This window comes from Polaromonas vacuolata, from assembly GCF_012584515.1.
GTDB classification, from domain to species: domain Bacteria; phylum Pseudomonadota; class Gammaproteobacteria; order Burkholderiales; family Burkholderiaceae_C; genus Polaromonas; species Polaromonas vacuolata.
The window spans coordinates 281598-298665 of sequence record NZ_CP051461.1; the positions used below are offsets into that span (position 1 = coordinate 281598).

23 protein-coding genes are annotated in these 17068 nt (G+C 52.9%); 17 read left to right on the forward strand and 6 right to left on the reverse strand.

All coding sequences use genetic code 11. The features are described from left to right. Window positions 1-25: 25 nt before the first annotated feature. The 10 genes from HC248_RS01420 to HC248_RS01465 all read left to right on the forward strand — a co-directional run bounded on the left by HC248_RS01420 (window position 26) and on the right by HC248_RS01465 (window position 8236). Window positions 26-274, forward strand: coding sequence for a hypothetical protein (locus HC248_RS01420; RefSeq protein ID WP_168920942.1), 249 nt, complete (start codon window positions 26-28; stop codon window positions 272-274). Between the two features lie 78 nt (window positions 275-352). Next, the gene (locus HC248_RS01425; protein ID WP_168920943.1) at window positions 353-763 is read left to right on the forward strand and encodes a hypothetical protein; all 411 of its coding nucleotides are present in this window, start codon (window positions 353-355) and stop codon (window positions 761-763) included. A gap of 82 nt (window positions 764-845) precedes the next feature. Further along, a complete protein-coding gene (locus tag HC248_RS01430; protein WP_168920944.1) occupies window positions 846-1073 on the forward strand; it encodes a hypothetical protein in 228 nt (75 codons plus the stop codon). Between the two features lie 24 nt (window positions 1074-1097). Then, window positions 1098-1331, forward strand: a complete 234-nt coding sequence (locus HC248_RS01435; RefSeq protein WP_168920945.1) for an antitoxin — start codon at window positions 1098-1100, stop codon at window positions 1329-1331. Next, window positions 1328-1747, forward strand: a complete 420-nt coding sequence (gene vapC, locus HC248_RS01440) for a type II toxin-antitoxin system tRNA(fMet)-specific endonuclease VapC (protein ID WP_238342688.1) — start codon at window positions 1328-1330, stop codon at window positions 1745-1747. The genes HC248_RS01435 and vapC overlap by 4 nt, the downstream gene beginning before the upstream one ends. A gap of 107 nt (window positions 1748-1854) precedes the next feature. Beyond that, a complete protein-coding gene (locus tag HC248_RS01445) occupies window positions 1855-2415 on the forward strand; it encodes a sugar transferase (RefSeq protein WP_168920946.1) in 561 nt (186 codons plus the stop codon). 211 nt (window positions 2416-2626) lie between these two features. After that, window positions 2627-3490 carry a Wzz/FepE/Etk N-terminal domain-containing protein gene (locus HC248_RS01450; protein WP_168920947.1) on the forward strand — a complete coding sequence of 288 codons (864 nt, stop codon included), beginning with the start codon at window positions 2627-2629 and terminating at the stop codon, window positions 3488-3490. 359 nt (window positions 3491-3849) lie between these two features. Then, a complete protein-coding gene (gene xseA, locus HC248_RS01455) occupies window positions 3850-5631 on the forward strand; it encodes an exodeoxyribonuclease VII large subunit (RefSeq protein WP_168920948.1) in 1782 nt (593 codons plus the stop codon). 2 nt (window positions 5632-5633) lie between these two features. After that, window positions 5634-6035, forward strand: a complete 402-nt coding sequence (xseB, locus tag HC248_RS01460) for an exodeoxyribonuclease VII small subunit (protein WP_238342689.1) — start codon at window positions 5634-5636, stop codon at window positions 6033-6035. Between the two features lie 107 nt (window positions 6036-6142). Then, window positions 6143-8236: a prolyl oligopeptidase family serine peptidase gene (locus HC248_RS01465; protein ID WP_168920949.1), complete on the forward strand. Its 2094-nt coding sequence runs from the start codon at window positions 6143-6145 to the stop codon at window positions 8234-8236. Between the two features lie 17 nt (window positions 8237-8253). Here HC248_RS01465 and HC248_RS01470 read toward each other — a convergent pair whose 3' ends face one another. After that, window positions 8254-8499 carry a hypothetical protein gene (locus HC248_RS01470; RefSeq protein ID WP_168920950.1) on the reverse strand — a complete coding sequence of 82 codons (246 nt, stop codon included), beginning with the start codon at window positions 8497-8499 and terminating at the stop codon, window positions 8254-8256. A gap of 251 nt (window positions 8500-8750) precedes the next feature. Between HC248_RS01470 and HC248_RS01475 the strand changes: the two genes are divergently transcribed. The 5 genes from HC248_RS01475 (at window position 8751) to HC248_RS17555 (ending at window position 10381) form a co-directional block, all read left to right on the forward strand. Continuing rightward, the gene (locus HC248_RS01475; protein WP_168920951.1) at window positions 8751-9125 is read left to right on the forward strand and encodes an antitoxin Xre-like helix-turn-helix domain-containing protein; all 375 of its coding nucleotides are present in this window, start codon (window positions 8751-8753) and stop codon (window positions 9123-9125) included. Then, complete coding sequence (locus HC248_RS17870) at window positions 9122-9562, forward strand: RES family NAD+ phosphorylase (RefSeq protein ID WP_337778957.1); 441 nt, start codon at window positions 9122-9124, stop codon at window positions 9560-9562. The genes HC248_RS01475 and HC248_RS17870 overlap by 4 nt, the downstream gene beginning before the upstream one ends. 4 nt (window positions 9563-9566) lie before the next feature. Further along, entirely contained in the window at window positions 9567-9944 is a 378-nt protein-coding gene (locus tag HC248_RS17875) for an RES domain-containing protein (protein ID WP_337778958.1), read from the forward strand. A 100-nt stretch (window positions 9945-10044) separates the two neighbouring features. After that, the gene (locus tag HC248_RS01485) at window positions 10045-10287 is read left to right on the forward strand and encodes a type II toxin-antitoxin system ParD family antitoxin (protein ID WP_168920952.1); all 243 of its coding nucleotides are present in this window, start codon (window positions 10045-10047) and stop codon (window positions 10285-10287) included. After that, window positions 10280-10381, forward strand: coding sequence for a type II toxin-antitoxin system RelE/ParE family toxin (locus tag HC248_RS17555; RefSeq protein ID WP_238342690.1), 102 nt, complete (start codon window positions 10280-10282; stop codon window positions 10379-10381). Before HC248_RS01485 ends, HC248_RS17555 begins: the two co-directional genes overlap by 8 nt. Window positions 10382-10852: 471 nt before the next feature. Here HC248_RS17555 and HC248_RS01495 read toward each other — a convergent pair whose 3' ends face one another. Together HC248_RS01495 and HC248_RS01500 are read right to left on the reverse strand one after the other, a co-directional pair. Further along, window positions 10853-11185 carry a TFIIB-type zinc ribbon-containing protein gene (locus HC248_RS01495; protein ID WP_168920953.1) on the reverse strand — a complete coding sequence of 111 codons (333 nt, stop codon included), beginning with the start codon at window positions 11183-11185 and terminating at the stop codon, window positions 10853-10855. Window positions 11186-11202: 17 nt separating this feature from the next. Further along, the gene (locus HC248_RS01500; protein WP_168920954.1) at window positions 11203-11877 is read right to left on the reverse strand and encodes a Bax inhibitor-1/YccA family protein; all 675 of its coding nucleotides are present in this window, start codon (window positions 11875-11877) and stop codon (window positions 11203-11205) included. 144 nt (window positions 11878-12021) lie between these two features. Between HC248_RS01500 and HC248_RS01505 the strand changes: the two genes are divergently transcribed. Beyond that, the gene (locus HC248_RS01505; RefSeq protein ID WP_168920955.1) at window positions 12022-12903 is read left to right on the forward strand and encodes a LysR family transcriptional regulator; all 882 of its coding nucleotides are present in this window, start codon (window positions 12022-12024) and stop codon (window positions 12901-12903) included. A 259-nt stretch (window positions 12904-13162) separates the two neighbouring features. Further along, window positions 13163-13927, forward strand: coding sequence for a TerC family protein (locus tag HC248_RS01510; RefSeq protein WP_168920956.1), 765 nt, complete (start codon window positions 13163-13165; stop codon window positions 13925-13927). Between the two features lie 228 nt (window positions 13928-14155). Here the strand turns inward: HC248_RS01510 and HC248_RS01515 are convergent, their stop codons facing one another. The 3 genes from HC248_RS01515 to HC248_RS01525 all read right to left on the reverse strand — a co-directional run bounded on the left by HC248_RS01515 (window position 14156) and on the right by HC248_RS01525 (window position 16918). After that, the gene (locus HC248_RS01515) at window positions 14156-14998 is read right to left on the reverse strand and encodes a glycine zipper 2TM domain-containing protein (RefSeq protein WP_168920957.1); all 843 of its coding nucleotides are present in this window, start codon (window positions 14996-14998) and stop codon (window positions 14156-14158) included. A 96-nt stretch (window positions 14999-15094) separates the two neighbouring features. After that, complete coding sequence (locus tag HC248_RS01520) at window positions 15095-16075, reverse strand: IS30 family transposase (protein ID WP_168920958.1); 981 nt, start codon at window positions 16073-16075, stop codon at window positions 15095-15097. Window positions 16076-16159: 84 nt separating this feature from the next. After that, window positions 16160-16918 carry a 2OG-Fe dioxygenase family protein gene (locus HC248_RS01525; protein ID WP_168923609.1) on the reverse strand — a complete coding sequence of 253 codons (759 nt, stop codon included), beginning with the start codon at window positions 16916-16918 and terminating at the stop codon, window positions 16160-16162. Window positions 16919-17068: the final 150 nt, after the last annotated feature.

Sequence of the window (17068 nt, forward strand, 5' to 3'; positions counted from 1 at the left end):
TCATCAGATTTACGGGAAACACTTTATGAGCACTATCTCCTTGACAGTGACTGAATTTTCACGCGGCTCACTGGATTTTTTAAACCAAGTGCAATACCAAGGGCAAACACTAGATATTCGGCGTGGCAAGCGGGTTGTAGCGCGAGTCTTGCCCGCCGCCGCACCAAGCGGCTATCCGTTAGAACGACTGGATGACTTTTTGCTAAAGGGGCCGCAGATTAGCGAAGATGTAGGTGCGTTGCGATCAAACCTGTTGAAGCGAGACTGTTCATAACGCTTGAGCAAGTACTAAATCAAAGCAAGCTTGACTTAAAGCTCAGCCACATTAAGCATAACCCAAGGAATACTGAACATGTCTAATGCTCACACGCTGCGTGCCTCCTGCACCATCGATGCCAGCACATTGATAAATTTCAACGCCCTTTTTCAACCCGGTCTGCGTAGTCGGGTGATGGAACGACTGATGCAACAAGCCATAGCTGAGCGCGAGGCAGGACTAGAGAAAATTGCAGCGGCGTTCATGACTGATCCGACGAATGCTGAGTGCATTGAGCAAGAGATTGCGCTGGCCAGTGAGTGGGAGCACCTCAGCAAGTCAGAGTTTGTGCGTCGCGCTTTGGTGGCTTATGTGAGCCAGCGCAAGACTGGCACACTCAATATGTCGGCACTGGAACAAGCCGGCGATTTGGTGGATTGCTTTAGTGGTGGACCGTCGGATTTATCGTCCAAGCCCCGGCACTTGGAAGATTTTGGCCGTGTATGAGCAGCCGTTTGATTCACGATATAGGCAGGCCGGCCCTTCATTGTCGGGATTGTGCACACCATGAGAGGGCAAAAAACTTAGTTTGCGCAGCATGCTGGTCGGCACGCCTGCGCTCACCACGCATTTGCTGGCCGGCCCTAAACCGCATCTCATGCCGATTGCTAATTTTTTGACTAAGTGCAGCATTGATGCGTGGCCGATCACCGATAAGGTCAAGCTAGACGCCGACTGTCCGCAGCGAATTCACAGGCCGCATAAGCAACGCTCAAAAAGGTTTGCTCTTATTTACGGTGGTAGTTATCATTGGTAATCATCAATTTTTAGGAGAAGGTATATGGACACTGCACGTCTTTTTCAGTCGGGGCGAAGCCAAGCGGTTCGTCTGCCCAAAGAGTACCGCTTTGAAGGCGATAAGGTTGTTGTGCGGCATTTCGGTAACGGTGTCTTGTTGCTTCCAGTCAACGAGCCTTGGGCAATACTCGACGCGGCGTTAAATTCTTTTGAGCCGGGTTTTCAGATCAGTCGCGATCAGCCCGAAGTGCAGGTTCGTCAGGAGATTGCATCTTGATCCGCTATATGCTGGACACCAATATTTGTATTTATGTGATCAATGTCCGGCCGCCAGCAGTCCTCGCTCGCTTCCGGCTGGAAAGTCTGGGCAGTATCGGTGTATCTAGCGTGACGGCGGCAGAGCTGACCTTTGGTGTGGCTAAAAATGGTTCTGCACGTAATCGCACGGCGCTGGAGATGTTTTTGACCGCAGTCGAGGTGCTCCCTTTCGATGCCTCTGCCATTTGGCATTACGGTGACTTGCGAGCCGCGCTGGAGCGACGCGGCCAGCCGATAGGCGCACTTGACACCATGATTGCCGCCCATGCGTTGGCATGCAACGCGATCTTAGTGAGTAATAACACCCGCGAATTTGAGCGGGTGCCAGGATTGCGCTTAGAGAACTGGGCGAGTGGGACGTTAGATTCCGATTGAGTACATAAAATAGTCCTCTAGTTCTCGTTTCTCTCAAGCCCTCAGCTAACCAATAAATAGCGATTGAAGATGGACGGTGATGCTCAAAAACAAAAAAGGAAATATGCGTGAAGCGTTTATTCGATCTTTTACTAGCCTTGGCGGCTGCTGTAGCTTTGGGAGTGCCAGTTTTGCTGGTAGCTCTTGCTGTGCGACTAACTTCTGCTGGGCCGGCGTTGTACTGGTCTGATCGCGTTGGGCGGCAGAATCAGATTTTTAAAATGCCCAAGTTCCGCAGCATGCGCGTGGGCACGCCGGCGGTCGCTACGCATTTGCTGGCTGACCCTAAATCGCATCTCACGCCGATTGGTAGTTTTTTGCGTAAGAGCAGCTTGGATGAGTTGCCGCAACTCTGGAGCATTTTGGCCGGCGACATGAGCTTTGTGGGGCCACGCCCAGCGCTGTTTAATCAGCATGATTTGATCGCGCTACGTACGCAAGTTGGTGTGCATGAGCTGGTCCCAGGTTTGACCGGTTGGGCGCAGATTAATGGCCGGGATGAGCTGCCTATTTCCGATAAGGTCAAGCTAGACGCAGAGTATCTTCAGCGTCAGTCGCTGCTGTTTGATATACGAATTTTGTGGATGACTTTTATAAAGGTACTCAGACGCGATGGTGTGTCGCACTGATTAATTGGGTCCTTGACGGTCATCCGGACCGGACTGGCAAAGCCGAAGTTGAGCAGTTGACTTTTAATGAAAGGTAATCAAAGTCCTTGCGTCTTGCCAAGTTGGCGGTCGCTAGAGAAACGTATTTCTTGGTCAAACGCAAACATGCCAACTGCCAGAATTTGATGCATCCGTCGTTTAGAATACTTTTAACTTAATATGGACTCAATCCATGGAAAAAAATCATAATTCGACTTTGCCTTTTGCGCATGTTGAGCAAAACGAAGTCAGCCTGCTTGACATACTGTTGACCTTGGCAGAAAACGCCAAACTGCTCATCATCGGCTCTTTGCTTGCGGGATTGATCACACTCGGAATTAGTTATACGCTACCGCAAACTTTTGAAAGCGTAGCGGTGATTCAAGCAGACCAGACCACTGCCAGCTTGATGACGACCGCCGCAGTGCTAGACCCGGTGATCGCCCAACTAGGGTTGAGCAAAGACGAGTCAGTTGAATTCGTTCGCAACCTACTTAGGCAAAAAATCAAAACGGCTGTTGGCCGTAACGACAAACTTCTCACACTCACCGTTTCTGCCCTTTCGCCGGAGCAAGCTCAGGCAATCGCACTGGCCCTACTCCAGCAAATCTATCTGCTAAACCGTCCCCAAGGCAGCGTGCGTGCACGACTTGAATCGCAACTAATAGATGCACAAGCGCGCTTCACAGATGCTGGAAACGTCGCTGCTAATCTACGTAAAAAATTAGAGTCATCCTCAGTCACCGCTGTTAGCAGCAACGATCAAGCGCGCGGTTATGCTGAATTACTAAACGTCGCCGCTCTTGCCAAAAACCAAATCAGTGTTTTGCAAGTTCAGCTTGAAGGCGTCAACGAAGCCCAGCTTGTCCAGTCTCCCACGCTGGCAAGTAATGCGACCCAATCTAAAAAAGCTTTAATGGCTGTAAGCGCTGTGTTGGTGGCGAGTTTGTTTTTGTTATTGTTTATATTTATGCGACAAACGCTGCGCCGCATGGTTAAAGATACCGACGCTATCGGGAAATTGGCGCGTATTCGATCGGCGTTGGGTTTGAAATAGTATTTTTCACATCAGCGTATTTGCGACCGTCTTACTTTGCGCTAAGTGGTGTACGGGGGGTAAGTCCGGCATTTGCGACCAAACCTCAATCATCTACCTAAGCGGTTATGCCGGATTTAGGCCATGCCATATTGCCGCTGTTAGCCTTGGATGTGAGAGCTTTAACAAGCAATTGTGTGAGGCGATGAACGCTAAAACATTCTGATTCAATCGCGGGTATCGATTATTTTTGGTTCGATTTGAATTTCATTGGGGTGACTATCCAATCCCTTTTTCTCGGCCGAACTAAGCGATTGCGGTATAAACATTTATGATGAAATACACCCCATTAGCTCCGCCAACCTCTCAGGCCGCAACCCTTGAGTGACGTTTTCTTAACCGCCTCTTATGCCGACCGCGAAAAAGTCAAAACCTTGGGTGCGCGTTGGAATCCGGCTGAAAAACGCTGGTATGTGCCTAGTGGGCGTGACCTTTCACCTTTTGCGGCTTGGCTGCCCTCGGCGCCGTATGCAGTAGCAGCCAGCGCAACTTCAGCGCTAGATTTGGTCACAACCAGCGCACTGACGCTGGATTCAACCCTTGATACAAACACCCTTGCCAACGTCAAAAGCGGCATCTCACTTTCTGCTTTGCTGGGCGGCGTAGCCCAAGCGGTTGCACGCTCTTTTAGTGCCGGTGTTTGGACTTTGGTTGAAGTTGTCGACACGCGATTGCGCAATGGCCATGTGTATGTCGAGATTTCTGAGCGCTCTTCGGCCGGCGCCGTGTTGGCCAAATCTAACGCCGTGATCTGGGCCAACAACGCCACCCGCATACTGCCAGAGTTCGAGCGCGCCACCGGCGCCACACTAGGCCCTGGCATCAAACTCTTGGTGCGCGCTAAGCCGTCGTTCAGTTCGCAATACGGTTTCAGTATCGAAATTGACGCGATTGACCCCGAATACACGCTGGGCGACTTAGAAGCCAAAAAACGCGATATCCGTGCGCAGCTTCAGGCGGATGGTATTTTTGACGCGAATCGGCAATTGCCAGCGCCTTGGGATTACAACGCCGTGTTGGTCATCGCACCGGATGGCGCAGCTGGCTTGGGTGACTTTCAGGCTGAGGCGGAGCGGCTAGAGCAGGCCGGCGTTTGCGCATTTAGCTACGCCACCAGCCGGTTTCAAGGCGAGGGTGCAGCCGCACAAATTACCCGTGTGATGTTGGATGCGCTGACGCAGTTCAAACTGGACCATGGCGCAGCGCCGGACGCGGTCGTCATCATTCGCGGCGGCGGCGCGGTCAACGATTTGGCTTGGTTGAACGACTATCCACTGGCCCGCGCCGTTTGCGAGCTAGGCGTGCCGGTGCTGACCGGCATTGGCCATGAGCGCGACAATACGATTCTTGATGAAGTTGCCCATCAGCGCTTTGACACACCCTCAAAGGTGATCGCCGGCATAGAACAATTTATCACCAAGCGCAGCAGCGAATCGGCTGATTTTTTTGCCCAAATCTCACTCGCCGCGAATCGCTGTGTGATGACCGCACGGCGCGCGGCTGAGCAAGCTGATGCTGCTCTTAGAAGCGGTGCTAGTGAGCAGTTGGCAATTGCTAAGCACGGCTCTGCGGCGTTGATGGCTGAGCTTAAGTTAGCCAGCGTGCGCTCACTACAAGACGGAACTGAAGCGGCTCAATCTTTGGTGGTGGAGATTAAACATGCAGCTAGTCAGCAGTTGCTGCTGGCTAGACATGTTGTGCCCGCCCGCATGGCAGAGGTGACGGCCGAAGGGCGGCAGGCGCTGCGTACTGCCAAAGCCCAGTCGCAGGCGGCTTTGGTCTCACTGACCGATAGGGCGGCGGCGGATGTGAGGGCCACCAGCGAGGACGGCAGGCGCGCCATGGCGGATGTGGGCACACATGCACGCCAAGCGCTAACCCAGTCTGCACAGCGCTCAGAAGCCTTGATGCGCGAAATTACCGGTCAAGGCCCGGATAAAACCTTGTCACGCGGCTTTGCCATCGTCAGAAACCAGGCCGGGGCTAGCGTCACCAGCGCGGCGGCTTTGCCGGCCGGCGCTTTAATTGAAATACAGTTCCGGGATGGGCGGCTCAACGCAGCGACTACCTGGACCAATGGGACCAATGGGACCAAGGAATAAAGATGAAAACAACACCCACCAAAGCCAAGAGCAATGCTGACGCTGACACCAGTGTCGGCACGCAAGCCACGACCGAAACCGGCAGCCAAACCCTCGCTAAGGGCGAAACATTTCGCCAAGCCTACGGCGTGCTGCAAGCGCATGCCGAAACGCTGCGTAATCAAGACGAGCCCAATATCGACAACTTGCTAACCATAGTCACCGAGTCAGTCGCCGCCTTTAAAGTCTGCCAAGCGCGGATTGAAGCGGTGGAGCAGGCACTCGAAAAAGCCCTGGGCGAAGCTGCCGGTTTAGTCAAAGAACCTCGCTCTGCACCCAAGGCCGCGCAGTCCGCGGCGAGCCGGGCTAAGCCGGCAGAGCCGCCGTCGCCATTTGATGACGATGGGCAAGATATTCCGTTCTAGCACCCAAAAGTTTTTCAACATTCCCGCATCGCTTGGCCCAAACGAGCGAGGCAACTCCAACGACTCAAGGGCTAACACAGTCTCTTGGGCAACAGGTATCCGCATTCATGACTGACAACATTTCAACTATTTCCAAGTCGCCGAATCAAGACGAACACACAGACCCTTTTCTCTGGCTAGAAGACGTGCTCGGCGAAAAACCACTGGCTTGGGTGGAAGTCAACAACGCCCAATCCACCACGCTACTCAAAGCCAGACCAGAATTTGAACCCACGCGCGCCGTGGTGTTAGACATACTCAACAGCAAAGACAAAATCCCCTACTTCAGCCGCCATGGCGACTTTGTCTACAACTTATGGACTGACGATGTGCACCCACGCGGACTGTGGCGCCGCACGACTTTGGCCGGTTATCGCCAAGCCAGCCCGGATTGGGAGTTGGTGTTAGACATCGATGCGCTAGGTCAGGCCGAGGGCGAAAGCTGGGTTTGGGGCGACGCGGATTGCCTAGGCCCTGCGTACCAGCGCTGCTTGATTAGCCTCTCGCCGGGCGGCTCAGATGCTGCGGTGGTGCGTGAGTTTGATCTGCAGACCAAACAGTTTGTCGCTGACGGTTTCACGCTGCCACAAGCCAAATCAGATGCCAGCTGGTTAGACCACGACACGCTGCTGGTGGGGACTGATTTTGGGGATGGTAGCCTAACCCGCTCGGGTTACCCGCGCGTCATCAAAGAGTGGAAGCGCGGCACACTGTTGGCCAGTGCTGTGACGGTGTTTGAGGGGCAACTAGACGACGTATCGGCATTCGCCGCCGTCAGCCATGACCGTGGTTATCCCTTGGTGATGTTTGGTCGCTCAATTGATTTTTACAACACCGAGGTTTTCCTTCGCCAAAACGGTCAATTGGTGCGTCTGGATAAACCTGATGACGCCAGCGTTTCGCCGCATCTGCAATGGGCGCTGGTGACGCTGCGCAGCGATTGGACTGTCAACGGGATCAACTATCTCGCCGGCTCTTTGCTGCTGACCGACTTTGCCGCTTATCTGGCCGGGCAGCGCGTTTTTAAAGTGTTGTTTGAGCCGACGGCCACCGCATCACTGGCCGGCTGTGCGTTTACCCGCAGCCATGTGATCGTGAATATTTTGGACCAAGTCACCAGCCGCTTAGTGGTCTGGAGCCAGAGCGGCGACGACTGGCATAGCCGCGCTGTCGATGCGCCTAAAAACGGCGCGCTCAGCATAGGCGGTTTGTTTGACGGCTCTTTAGAGAACGATCCGCTGGGCGACGACTACCTCATCGCCTACAGCGACTTTCTCACCCCCGATTCCTTGATGTTGGGCAGTGCCTTGAACGATGAGCGCGAGCTGCTCAAGCAATTGCCAAGACGCTTTGATCCATCGGTGATGAAGGTCGAGCAATTGTTTGCCATCAGCGCTGACGCTACGCGCGTGCCGTACTTTGTGGTCTCGCCGCGTGACATGGTTTTAGACGGCTGCAACCCGACTTTGCTCAACGGCTACGGCGGTTTTGAAATCAGCCGCACGCCCGGCTACAGCGCCTCTTGGGGGATTAATTGGGTCAGCAAAGGCGGGGTCTACGTGGTGGCGAATATTCGCGGCGGTGGCGAGTTCGGCCCGGCTTGGCACCAAGCAGCCGTCAAGGCCAACAAGCAGCGCAGCTATGACGACTTTATCGCCATCGCCGAAGACCTGATTGCGCGCAAAATTACCAGTCCAGCGCACCTCGGCATCATGGGCGGCAGCAACGGCGGCTTGCTGGTGGGCGCGACTTTCGTGCAGCGCCCAGAGCTGTTCAATGCGGTCGTCTGCCAAGTGCCTTTGCTAGACATGCAGCGCTACCACTTGCTGCTAGCGGGCAACAGTTGGATGGCCGAATATGGCGATCCAGACAAGGCCGATGAATGGGCTTTTATCAGTCGCTACAGCCCGTATCAAAACCTAAAAGCTGAGGTGAAATACCCGCGCGTATTTTTCAACACCAGCACCAAAGACGACAGAGTCCATCCCGCCCACGCCCGCAAAATGGTCGCCCGCATGCAGGCGCTAGGCCATGACGTGCTGTACTTTGAAAATATAGAAGGCGGTCATGGCGGTGCGGCGGATAACGCCCAGCGGGCTAATTTATTGGGGCTGGAGTTTGCTTACCTGTGGATGCAGTTGGCGCGGCGATCAGACAGTTAAGAGATTGTTTCTTAACTCTACGAGCGCATCAGCTGCGCACTAATTTCAGCCACATCCAAAGTCTCAAACACCTGATTGTGCTGATGCGTCAGCGGCCCGCCGCCGGGCTCAACTCGGCCTTGGTCATCGTAGCCTACGGCCTTGAATTTCCAGCATCCGCCAATGAGTTTGAGATTGCCTAGGTGTTCGCCTTGTGCGCTGTCGACGCGGTAAACCTGATCGTTGACGCGGCTTAAACGCAGTGTGGGAGTGGTGGGGTTCATGTTTGGATTGTCTGCGCAAGCGCAGATGCCGCCTTCATCATCTTCACCCGGCCCCGCTCGGATTTGATCCGGGCTTTGCTGCGGTTAGCGCAGTTATAGCCGCGATTGCCGGCAACTTGCACTCGTTGGTCGACCCGCTGAAGTCCAAGCTAGCCTTGATACCCAAGCGTTCCTCTAAAAAAGAATCTAAATACTGGCTATTCATGCAAATATATTTCATTTGAAAAAAGCTAAGTTTGAGGAGTTGCAAAATGAATGCTCAAAAAGTCCTTCAGCCTGACCCCGGCTATGTGCTGGCCAAGGCAACGGTGCGTGCGACTGAACTGCTAGGGCTGTCCGGCGCGGCGCTGGCCCGGATTATTGGGGTCAGCGAGCCCACGGTGTCGCGTCTTTTTAAAGGGGAGAAAGCGCTAGACCCGAGCTCTAAAGAAGGCGAGCTGTCATTGCTATTGGTGCGTGTTTATCGCTCGCTCGATGCCTTGGTGGGCACGGATGATCAAAAGCGCATGGCTTGGATGCGGGCTCACAACATCGCTTTAGGCGGTGTGCCTGTCAAGCTGATTGAGCGGGTTGAGGGTTTGGTGGCGACGTTCGGCTACCTAGATGGAATGCGCGCGCCTTCATGACCGCTAGGCCATGGTCAGGGGCTTGGCTTGACTCGGCAACAAGTCACCAGTCCATGCTGGCTTGGCGCGGCGTTGAGTCCCAGCATGTCGTCTCTACGCTGCGGCTGGTCGACAGCGCGCAGGAACAGATTTTGTTGGAGTTGCTGCTGGAGCAAAGCAAACCGAAGTTGCCGCCCAAACCTCAGATGCCGCCGATCAGAGTGCAAAAGCATTACTTGCTCTACACGCCATTTCGGTATCGGCCGCAACATCCGAGTCGGTTCCGGCCAGCCGGCTCGCTGGGTATTTGGTACGGTGCAGAAAATCTTTATACGGCTTGTGCCGAAGTTGCCTATTGGCGTTCGCGCTTTACGTTGGACAGCACGGCACTCGCAGGCACTGTGCTGCTTACGGAGCACAGTTTTTTTTCAGGCAAGGGTAGACGGCGCAGCGATTGATTTGATGCGTCCACCTTGGCTGAGCGCCCGGGCCGTTTGGACAAATCCCAACGATTACACCGAGACCCAAGCCTTGGCCGCGCTCGTCAAAGCGAAAGGTTTGCAGTGGATTGGCTATGAATCTGTGCGTGCACCGGGTGAGCGCTGCGCGGCGGTGCTTGATCTTGACGCGTTGAATATTCTGACACCAGAAACTCTCCTGCAGACATGGCATTGCAAAGCTTCGCACGAGTCAGTCATGTTGGTAAATGGTTCGGATTGTTTTGTTTGGCGCTTCTTGCGCGCAGGAATCGTTGGTCACGATGCCAGAATAGGCGGTCACAATGAAATGGAGTATGCAGTTGAGGATGACTCAGCGGCAGGGCGCTTTCGGCTTGGCTAGTGAGATAAAGGCGACTTCGCCGCAAACACCCCGTAACGCTATGCCGCTGTCTATATGTACCAATAATTGGTACGATTGGCGTTTTAACAGGAGAACACTCGTGGCTAGAAACACATCCGTATCCCTAGGGACGCATTTCGCCAGCTTCATCGATGCGCAGGTGCAAGGCGGGCGTTATGGCACGGCTAGCGATGTGGTCAGGGCAGGTCTTAGGCTGCTGGAAGAGCACGAATCCAAGGTAAAAACGCTGCAAGATGCGCTGAACGCTGGCCTTCAGTCGGGCGAGCCACGCGCGTTCGATAGCGATGCGTTCTTGAACCGTATGAACGCTAAGCATGGCTAAGCCCTACCGACTGTCTCCGTTAGCCGAGGCTGACCTTGAGGGAATCTGGCTCTACACAGTCAAGCGCTGGTCGATGGAGCAGGCGGACAGCTAGCACCACAACCTTGTAGCGGCCTTCGAGGGACTGGCCGCAGGCATAAAGCAGGGGCGCGTCGTCGATGTTTTACCGGGATTCTTGAAGTACCTGTGCGGCTCACACGTGATCTATTTTTTAGACTACGCTGACCATCTGGACGTGATTCGCGTCCTACATCAACAGCAGGACGCTGAGCGGCACCTTTAGCCTAAGCTCGTGCCGCTATACCGCTAGTGGATCGTTAGTGGACCGCCAGCGTGCATATTTCGATTCATCGTGAGCGCAGATTCCAATCGGATGCCCCTCCACTCTGTGGCGTTTGGCATTACCTGCTGACTGCCTTTTCGGTTGTATTGATGAAGCACATCACCTCGAACCCTGCCTAGAAGCGTTTGCGTAGGCTTTTTTAATCGCTCTGTTTGGCGCTTCTAGCGCGCATTTGAAAACAGGGTCGCGGGCGTCCCTGTTTTCAGGCATATGCATCGGGCTTTAGTCAAAAATCTCACTCAACCATGATTTTTTCTTGCGTTGACCGTATTGACCATAGCCTTGCTGGTTTTGCCGCTGGTGGCTGTAGTCTGAGTCCTCAAAGTCCGGCCGGCGTCCTTGCTGGTAAGGTTGTTGGTGGACCGGTTGCTGCGGCACCGCTTGTACCGGTGCTGCTTGTGGCGCAGGTGCCATTTGTGCGGCGCTGCGTTCTATGAGTTTGTCTAGCTCACCTCGGTCAAGCCAGACGCCGCGGCAACTCGGGCAGTAATCGATTTCTACGCCTTGGCGATCGGCCATGACCAGAGAGACTTCTTTGCATTGTGGGCAGTGCATGATGGATTTCCTTAAAGTTATTCTTTACTGCTGCTAAAGCCAAACAGGCTGAGCAAGCTGGTAAAAAGGTTAAATAGCGAGACAAACAAGCTGACCGTAGCCATCACGTAATTGGTCTCGCCGCCGTTAACGATGCGGCTGGTTTCAAACAAGATCAAGCCGGCAGAAAGCAGGGCTACCATTGCCGAAACGGCCAAGCTAAGCGCTGGGATTTTGAAAAACATACCCGCCAAACTGGCCAAAAGCGCGATCACCATGCCGGCGAACAAAAATCCGCCCATAAAGCTAAAGTCTTTTTTGGTGGCCAGCACATAGCTTGACAAGGCTAAGAAGGTGGCACCAGTCGCACCCAACGCCATGGCGATGGTTTGTGCGCCGCCGGGAAGCGTCAAGTGTGCCGTCAGCATTGGGCCTAGGGTGTAACCCATGAAGCCGGTCAGCGCAAACACCGCCGGTATCGCCGCAGAACTGTCGCGTACTTTGTTGACCAGAAACAGCAGACCGAAATAACCAATTAAGGTGATGATGATGCCGGGGGCTGGCAGTCGTAGTGCGACGGCGGCAGCAGCGATGGCGGCGCTGAACATCAGCGTCATGGACAGCAGCGCGTAGGTGTTGCGCAGCACTTTATGGCCAGCGATGACGGAGCCTATGCCGGGTCTGTCGGCAGTGCGTAATGAGGGATGGTTCATTTTGTTGATCTTTCGATTGCGGGGTGTGGGTCGTTAAAAAATAAATTGAGCCTGCGTGACAGGCTGGTATCTAGTAACCATAGGTCATTTTTCATTTCGAAAAAAGAAGACAATCTATGAATTACCTTATCGTAAATACGAACAATGAGCCAAACCTTCAATTACCGTCACCTTTACTACTTCTGGATAGTCGCTAAAGAAGGCAGCATGTCGCGCGCTGCGGATCGCTTGGACATGGCGGTTCAGACGGTTAGCGCGCAGGTCAGATTACTGGAAAAAGATTTGGGTTGCCAATTGCTAAAACCGGCTGGTCGGGGTCTGGCTTTGACCGATGCAGGGTTGGCTGCGCTGCAGCAGGCCGAGCATATTTTTCAGCTTGGCGAGGCGTTGCCCGAGCAGGTAAGAGCCGCTTCGCAAACCGCTTCAGTGCGACTTGCGGTGGGTATTGCTGACGGTTTGCCCAAGCTAGAAGTGCAACGCCTTTTGCAGCCTGTGCTTGCGGTTAATGGCCTGCGCTTAGTCTGCCACGAGGGCGAAATGGCTGACCTGTTGGCAGACCTTGCCGTGCATAAACTCGACGTGGTGTTAACCGACCATCCCGCGCCATTTAACCGGCGACTTAAGGTGCACAGCCACTCCTTGGGCACATCTGCGATGGGCTGGTATGGCACGCCGCATTGGGCATCGCTGGCAAAAAAAGGTTTTCCCCAATCGCTGCAGGCGTTACCTATTTTGCTGCCCACCATGCACTCAATAGTACGCGGACATATCGACAAATGGCTTGGTCAACATGACTTGCGTCCGCGCGTCGTTGGTGAGTTTGAAGACAGCGCATTGCTAGAGACTTTTGGTGCGACTGGATTGGGTATTTTCCCTGCCGCCGTCGCAGCCCAGCACGACTTAAAAAAACGCAGCCAAGTCCATTTAATAGGTGCTTGCGAAGGTGTCGTAGAGCACTATTACGCCATCAGTACCGAGCGCAAAGTCGAGCATCCGTTGGTGCAGCAATTACTGCGAAAAAAGTAATTGAGCAGAAAAGAAATTTGTGCAGATATAAGCCGTTTCCATTCACTAAAAAATTGTTAAGAAATGTGTTTTGTCTGTGAATGCTGTAGCAGCCGTTTTTCATTTGCCTATTTTTAAACAGTCTCAGATATACTAAAAATTCAATGTCGCGCTAGCCAGAAAAGTTTTTTCTTAAATGTTTTAAGCGCGATTTCCTCTTATTACTTTGCAACATTCACAGGCCCCAAGCGGGCTTGTTTGTTTGCCAGAAACGAAAGTTATGGAATTCCTCACCGACCCGAATATATGGATCGCATTCGCGATGCTGACTGCACTTGAGATCGTGCTGGGCATAGACAATATTATTTTTATTTCTATCTTGGTTGGCCGACTGCCGCAGCACATGCGTGACAAGGCGCGGCGCATAGGCATTGGTTTTGCAATGGTGTCGCGCTTGCTGTTGTTGTTCACATTAAGCTGGGTGATGGGTTTGACGGCTGACCTTTTTACAGTCGCCGGGCAGGGCATTAGTGGGCGCGATTTGGTGCTGCTGTTTGGTGGTTTGTTTTTGCTCTACAAGGCCTCGCACGAAATTTTCTTGGCGGTCGAAGCCCGCGAAGAAGCGCCACCTTTGGTGGGCGATGACGCCACTATCGCCGCAGTCGGCAAGAAAATGTATTGGGGCATCATCGGCCAGATCGCAGTTATCGATATCGTGTTCTCTTTGGATTCGGTGATCACTGCTGTCGGCATGGTCGATCAGATCGCGGTGATGGTCGCTGCCGTGGTGGTCTCTGTTGGTGTGATGCTAATTGCTGCGAAGCCGATTGGCGACTTTGTTGACCGCCATGCATCCGTCAAAATTTTGGCGCTGGCATTCTTGGTCATGATTGGTATGGCACTGATTGCTGAGTCGTTTGACCAAGCGATTCCAAAAGGCTACATCTACGCTGCCATGGCTTTCTCGCTAGTGGTTGAAGCGCTAAACATTCGCTCCCGTGCTAAGCGCTTGGCTTCTACAACGCCAGTAGCTGATAAAGCTTGAGGTTAAAAAAAAGCGTGCAGCGCAATTGCTGCACGCTTTAACAAGCTGAATTTTTCGGTCAGCTTGAATGCGTAAAAGCCACGCTGAGCGCGGCGACTAGGCTTTCGAATTTGCGTTTTAGTCTAATCGCAATGAATGACTCGACAGAGTCATTATTAAAAATTCACAGCGCATAAAAAATAATATGTATAAATATTATTTCTCAACATAAGATTTTTTCTTGACTGCTTAAGCCTCACCAGCCTCTAAGTCTGGAGCATCTTGTAAGGGTTGAATTCTCTGCGCCTCTCTATCCATTTTCGAATCGATGATGCAACCGATTCCCGCGCCTACGAAACCGCCTACTATCGCCCCCACACTAGTCTGAACAATCAAAGTAGGGAGGTGTTCGGGCGAGCTCACAGCGGCAATGACCGTGCCTACAACTGCCGCACCAAGCAAGGTAGACGGGAGGACTGCACTGTGTGGTTCTGCGATTGGATTTTGTATTTGATTTGGCGGCGCGTTTGGCGGATCGATAACCTGACCGGGAACCGGTACATCGCCGACTAAATTAATATCAATTCTTACTTCATGCGGATGAATTTGTTCTTTGCTTTCACTATTGCTGGAAATAGAACTAGAGTAAGAATCGTCAAGCGCATTTAAGCCATGACCGAGAAACGTTCTGCGATGGTCTAAATTAACATCAATGCTCACTGCAGGCGGATGAGTTTGTTCTTTGTTTTCACTATTGTTGAAAAAAGAACTGGGTTGAAAATCTTCAAGCGGAATTGAGCTGTGTTCGTCACCGCTGAGATCGGAATCGGAATCGGATCCGGAAAAAAAGTTGAGTTCTCTAGGCCTGACCAGCGAATTTTCTCGGCTTGAAAGTGACTGTGTTGATGTGACTAATGATGGTGACGGTTGGCTTGCAAATGCTGGCGTCGATGCAGTCGCTGTTGGATTACTAGGACTGTACGCACTCGCAGTAATTTTTGAGTCAGGCTTTAATTGCCCACTTTGTGGTGTGTGAATTCGAGTTGCGTTGGGTATTGGGGAGCCAGTGTTCGGAGTAGTTTGGCGTATCATTTTTTTTCCTTAAAAAAATAAAATTTAATTTTAGTAACGATTAAATAATTTAGCCATTGCTAAGTTGTGACGCGTGCTAATAGCCAACTGGCGGATTCAAGCTTGAAGTGCAACCGTATGCTGATAGGACTCTAACTGTTCCATAAAAACCTGATGCGGCGTTCGATACCCTAAACATTTTCTAGGACGATGATTGAGCCTGTGCATCGCTAAAGCAATGTCATCGTCGGTGATGCAATTAAAGCGCATCCCCTTTGGGAAAAACTGGCGAATCAAACCGTTCATATTCTCGTTTGCCCCACGCTCCCACGAGGCGTATGGATGGGCGAAAAAGAAATCTGCACTCAGCGCAGAAGCTATTCGTTCATGCTGAGAAAATTCCTTGCCGTTATCTGTCGTGAGTGTGTGCACGCAATGAGCGAATGGTTTAAGTAAAGTGATTAACGCGTCCCCTACGGCTTGCGCTGTTTTGAATGGCACGTGGAAAATTATTGAATACCGAGAGACACGCTCGTTAATCGTCACTAGGGCTTGCTTCTGCCCGGCACCAATCACCAGATCAGCCTCCCAGTCGCCAAAGCGCGCACGCTCAAGCACGATGGCGGGTCGCAGTTCTATTGAGACCTGGCGAGAGATGGTGCCGCGCCGTTCACGGCCGCTGCTGCGTTTTTTTCGCGTCTTCTGGCAACGCAGTGTTTTATGCAAGCTGCCGCCCGCGCGTTTGTCAGCGTAGATGTACTGGTAAATGCTCTCATAGCTAACACCGGGTTGGCATCGAGCTTCGAGGTGGCCGCTGATTTGTTCGGGGCTCCAAGCCTCAGCCAACTTTTCCTCCACTACAGCCCATGTCGAGTCAGCAACTCTAGGACTGTTGGCGCAGGCAAGTCTACGTTCTTGGGCTTTGTCATTTGCCTGCTTAGGGCGATAGCCTCGTAGACCGCGGTTACGACGCAACTCACGGCTGATGCTCGATTTATCACGGTCCATCATTTTTGCAATTTCACTTTGATTGAAGTTTGCTTTGACGAGGATTGCAATCTGGTAACGTTCGTCACGGGTGAGGTGTGTGTAAATCATTCTGGGCAACTTTGACTTGGTAGTCGGGAAGCTTGGATGCTCTCACATCTCACCCACCCGTACGGTTAATTTCAAAGTTGCACTTCAGACTTGAATCCGCGGTGCTTGAAACCCTGTCTGCCTATAAGTTAGCACCAAGGTATCGCGGTAGCCGCCTGGCGCTTCGCCATCTGCGGGTTGTATCGGTGTGGTCTCGTGAATCACGCGTGCGTCGTCTAGTAGTAACGCGGTCAGGGGTTGTTGCATCAAAAAGCGCATGCCGTGTGGACCGTTAGCATCAAACACCCGGGTCTCACCGCCTTTGACGCCGCGCCGGTTCACCAGCATGACCACCACGAAATCCACACCATCACGGTGCGCGCCTTCTGGAGTAGGTCTGCCGACACCGTCGGTGGTGTCTATGCGGAACTGGTGCGCCTCAATAAACCACTTCGCGGCGGGCTTGACCCGCGCAAACAGCTGACCCAAATTGCTCAGCAAGGTGGTCCAAGCGTCTGACTGGGCAAGGGTTGACTCCATCGGCTCGAACAAACGCTCATATCCACCGTGCAAAGCGTTGTAGTCGGTGGGCTGCCAATGCGCGCGGTGCGCAACTTGACTCAGTTGCTGGGTTGTCAAGTCTTGGATAAAGCATGAGTGCCGGCGCTGACGGTAGTGGCCACCGTCTCGCAGGTGGGCGTCAGGCGTCAGTCTATCCCAAGCGCTACTGAGTCGGCCCCAGTCTGACGACCATGGCGCATCTAAGGCCAGCGTAGTGATCAGCTCATTGGCTTGCAGCAGGCATAGCCCGTCTTGCAATAAGGCTTGGGCGGCGGGTTTGGGGGCGGTGGCTAAATTGAACATCTGGTTATTTTCCGCCATGCCATGGTTCTGCGGAAATAGGGACTAAAAAGCCTGCTTAGTAGCAGTGGAAAGTGACGATCGATTGGTAATATGGCCTACAGACTGTGGCCATTAAGCTGACCATAATGGACACTTCTGAATCATCATTCA

Coding starts and splice junctions, on each gene's coding strand:
- HC248_RS01420 (WP_168920942.1), top strand. CDS start 26: ATGAGCACTATCTCCTTGACAGTGACTGAATTTTCACGCGGCTCACTG.
- HC248_RS01425 (WP_168920943.1), top strand. CDS start 353: ATGTCTAATGCTCACACGCTGCGTGCCTCCTGCACCATCGATGCCAGC.
- HC248_RS01435 (WP_168920945.1), top strand. CDS start 1,098: ATGGACACTGCACGTCTTTTTCAGTCGGGGCGAAGCCAAGCGGTTCGT.
- HC248_RS01450 (WP_168920947.1), top strand. CDS start 2,627: ATGGAAAAAAATCATAATTCGACTTTGCCTTTTGCGCATGTTGAGCAA.
- xseB (WP_238342689.1), top strand. CDS start 5,634: ATGAAAACAACACCCACCAAAGCCAAGAGCAATGCTGACGCTGACACC.
- HC248_RS01465 (WP_168920949.1), top strand. CDS start 6,143: ATGACTGACAACATTTCAACTATTTCCAAGTCGCCGAATCAAGACGAA.
- HC248_RS01470 (WP_168920950.1), bottom strand. CDS start 8,499: ATGAACCCCACCACTCCCACACTGCGTTTAAGCCGCGTCAACGATCAG.
- HC248_RS01475 (WP_168920951.1), top strand. CDS start 8,751: ATGAATGCTCAAAAAGTCCTTCAGCCTGACCCCGGCTATGTGCTGGCC.
- HC248_RS17870 (WP_337778957.1), top strand. CDS start 9,122: ATGACCGCTAGGCCATGGTCAGGGGCTTGGCTTGACTCGGCAACAAGT.
- HC248_RS17875 (WP_337778958.1), top strand. CDS start 9,567: ATGCGTCCACCTTGGCTGAGCGCCCGGGCCGTTTGGACAAATCCCAAC.
- HC248_RS17555 (WP_238342690.1), top strand. CDS start 10,280: ATGGCTAAGCCCTACCGACTGTCTCCGTTAGCCGAGGCTGACCTTGAG.
- HC248_RS01495 (WP_168920953.1), bottom strand. CDS start 11,185: ATGCACTGCCCACAATGCAAAGAAGTCTCTCTGGTCATGGCCGATCGC.
- HC248_RS01500 (WP_168920954.1), bottom strand. CDS start 11,877: ATGAACCATCCCTCATTACGCACTGCCGACAGACCCGGCATAGGCTCC.
- HC248_RS01505 (WP_168920955.1), top strand. CDS start 12,022: ATGAGCCAAACCTTCAATTACCGTCACCTTTACTACTTCTGGATAGTC.
- HC248_RS01510 (WP_168920956.1), top strand. CDS start 13,163: ATGGAATTCCTCACCGACCCGAATATATGGATCGCATTCGCGATGCTG.
- HC248_RS01515 (WP_168920957.1), bottom strand. CDS start 14,998: ATGATACGCCAAACTACTCCGAACACTGGCTCCCCAATACCCAACGCA.
- HC248_RS01520 (WP_168920958.1), bottom strand. CDS start 16,075: ATGATTTACACACACCTCACCCGTGACGAACGTTACCAGATTGCAATC.
- HC248_RS01525 (WP_168923609.1), bottom strand. CDS start 16,918: ATGTTCAATTTAGCCACCGCCCCCAAACCCGCCGCCCAAGCCTTATTG.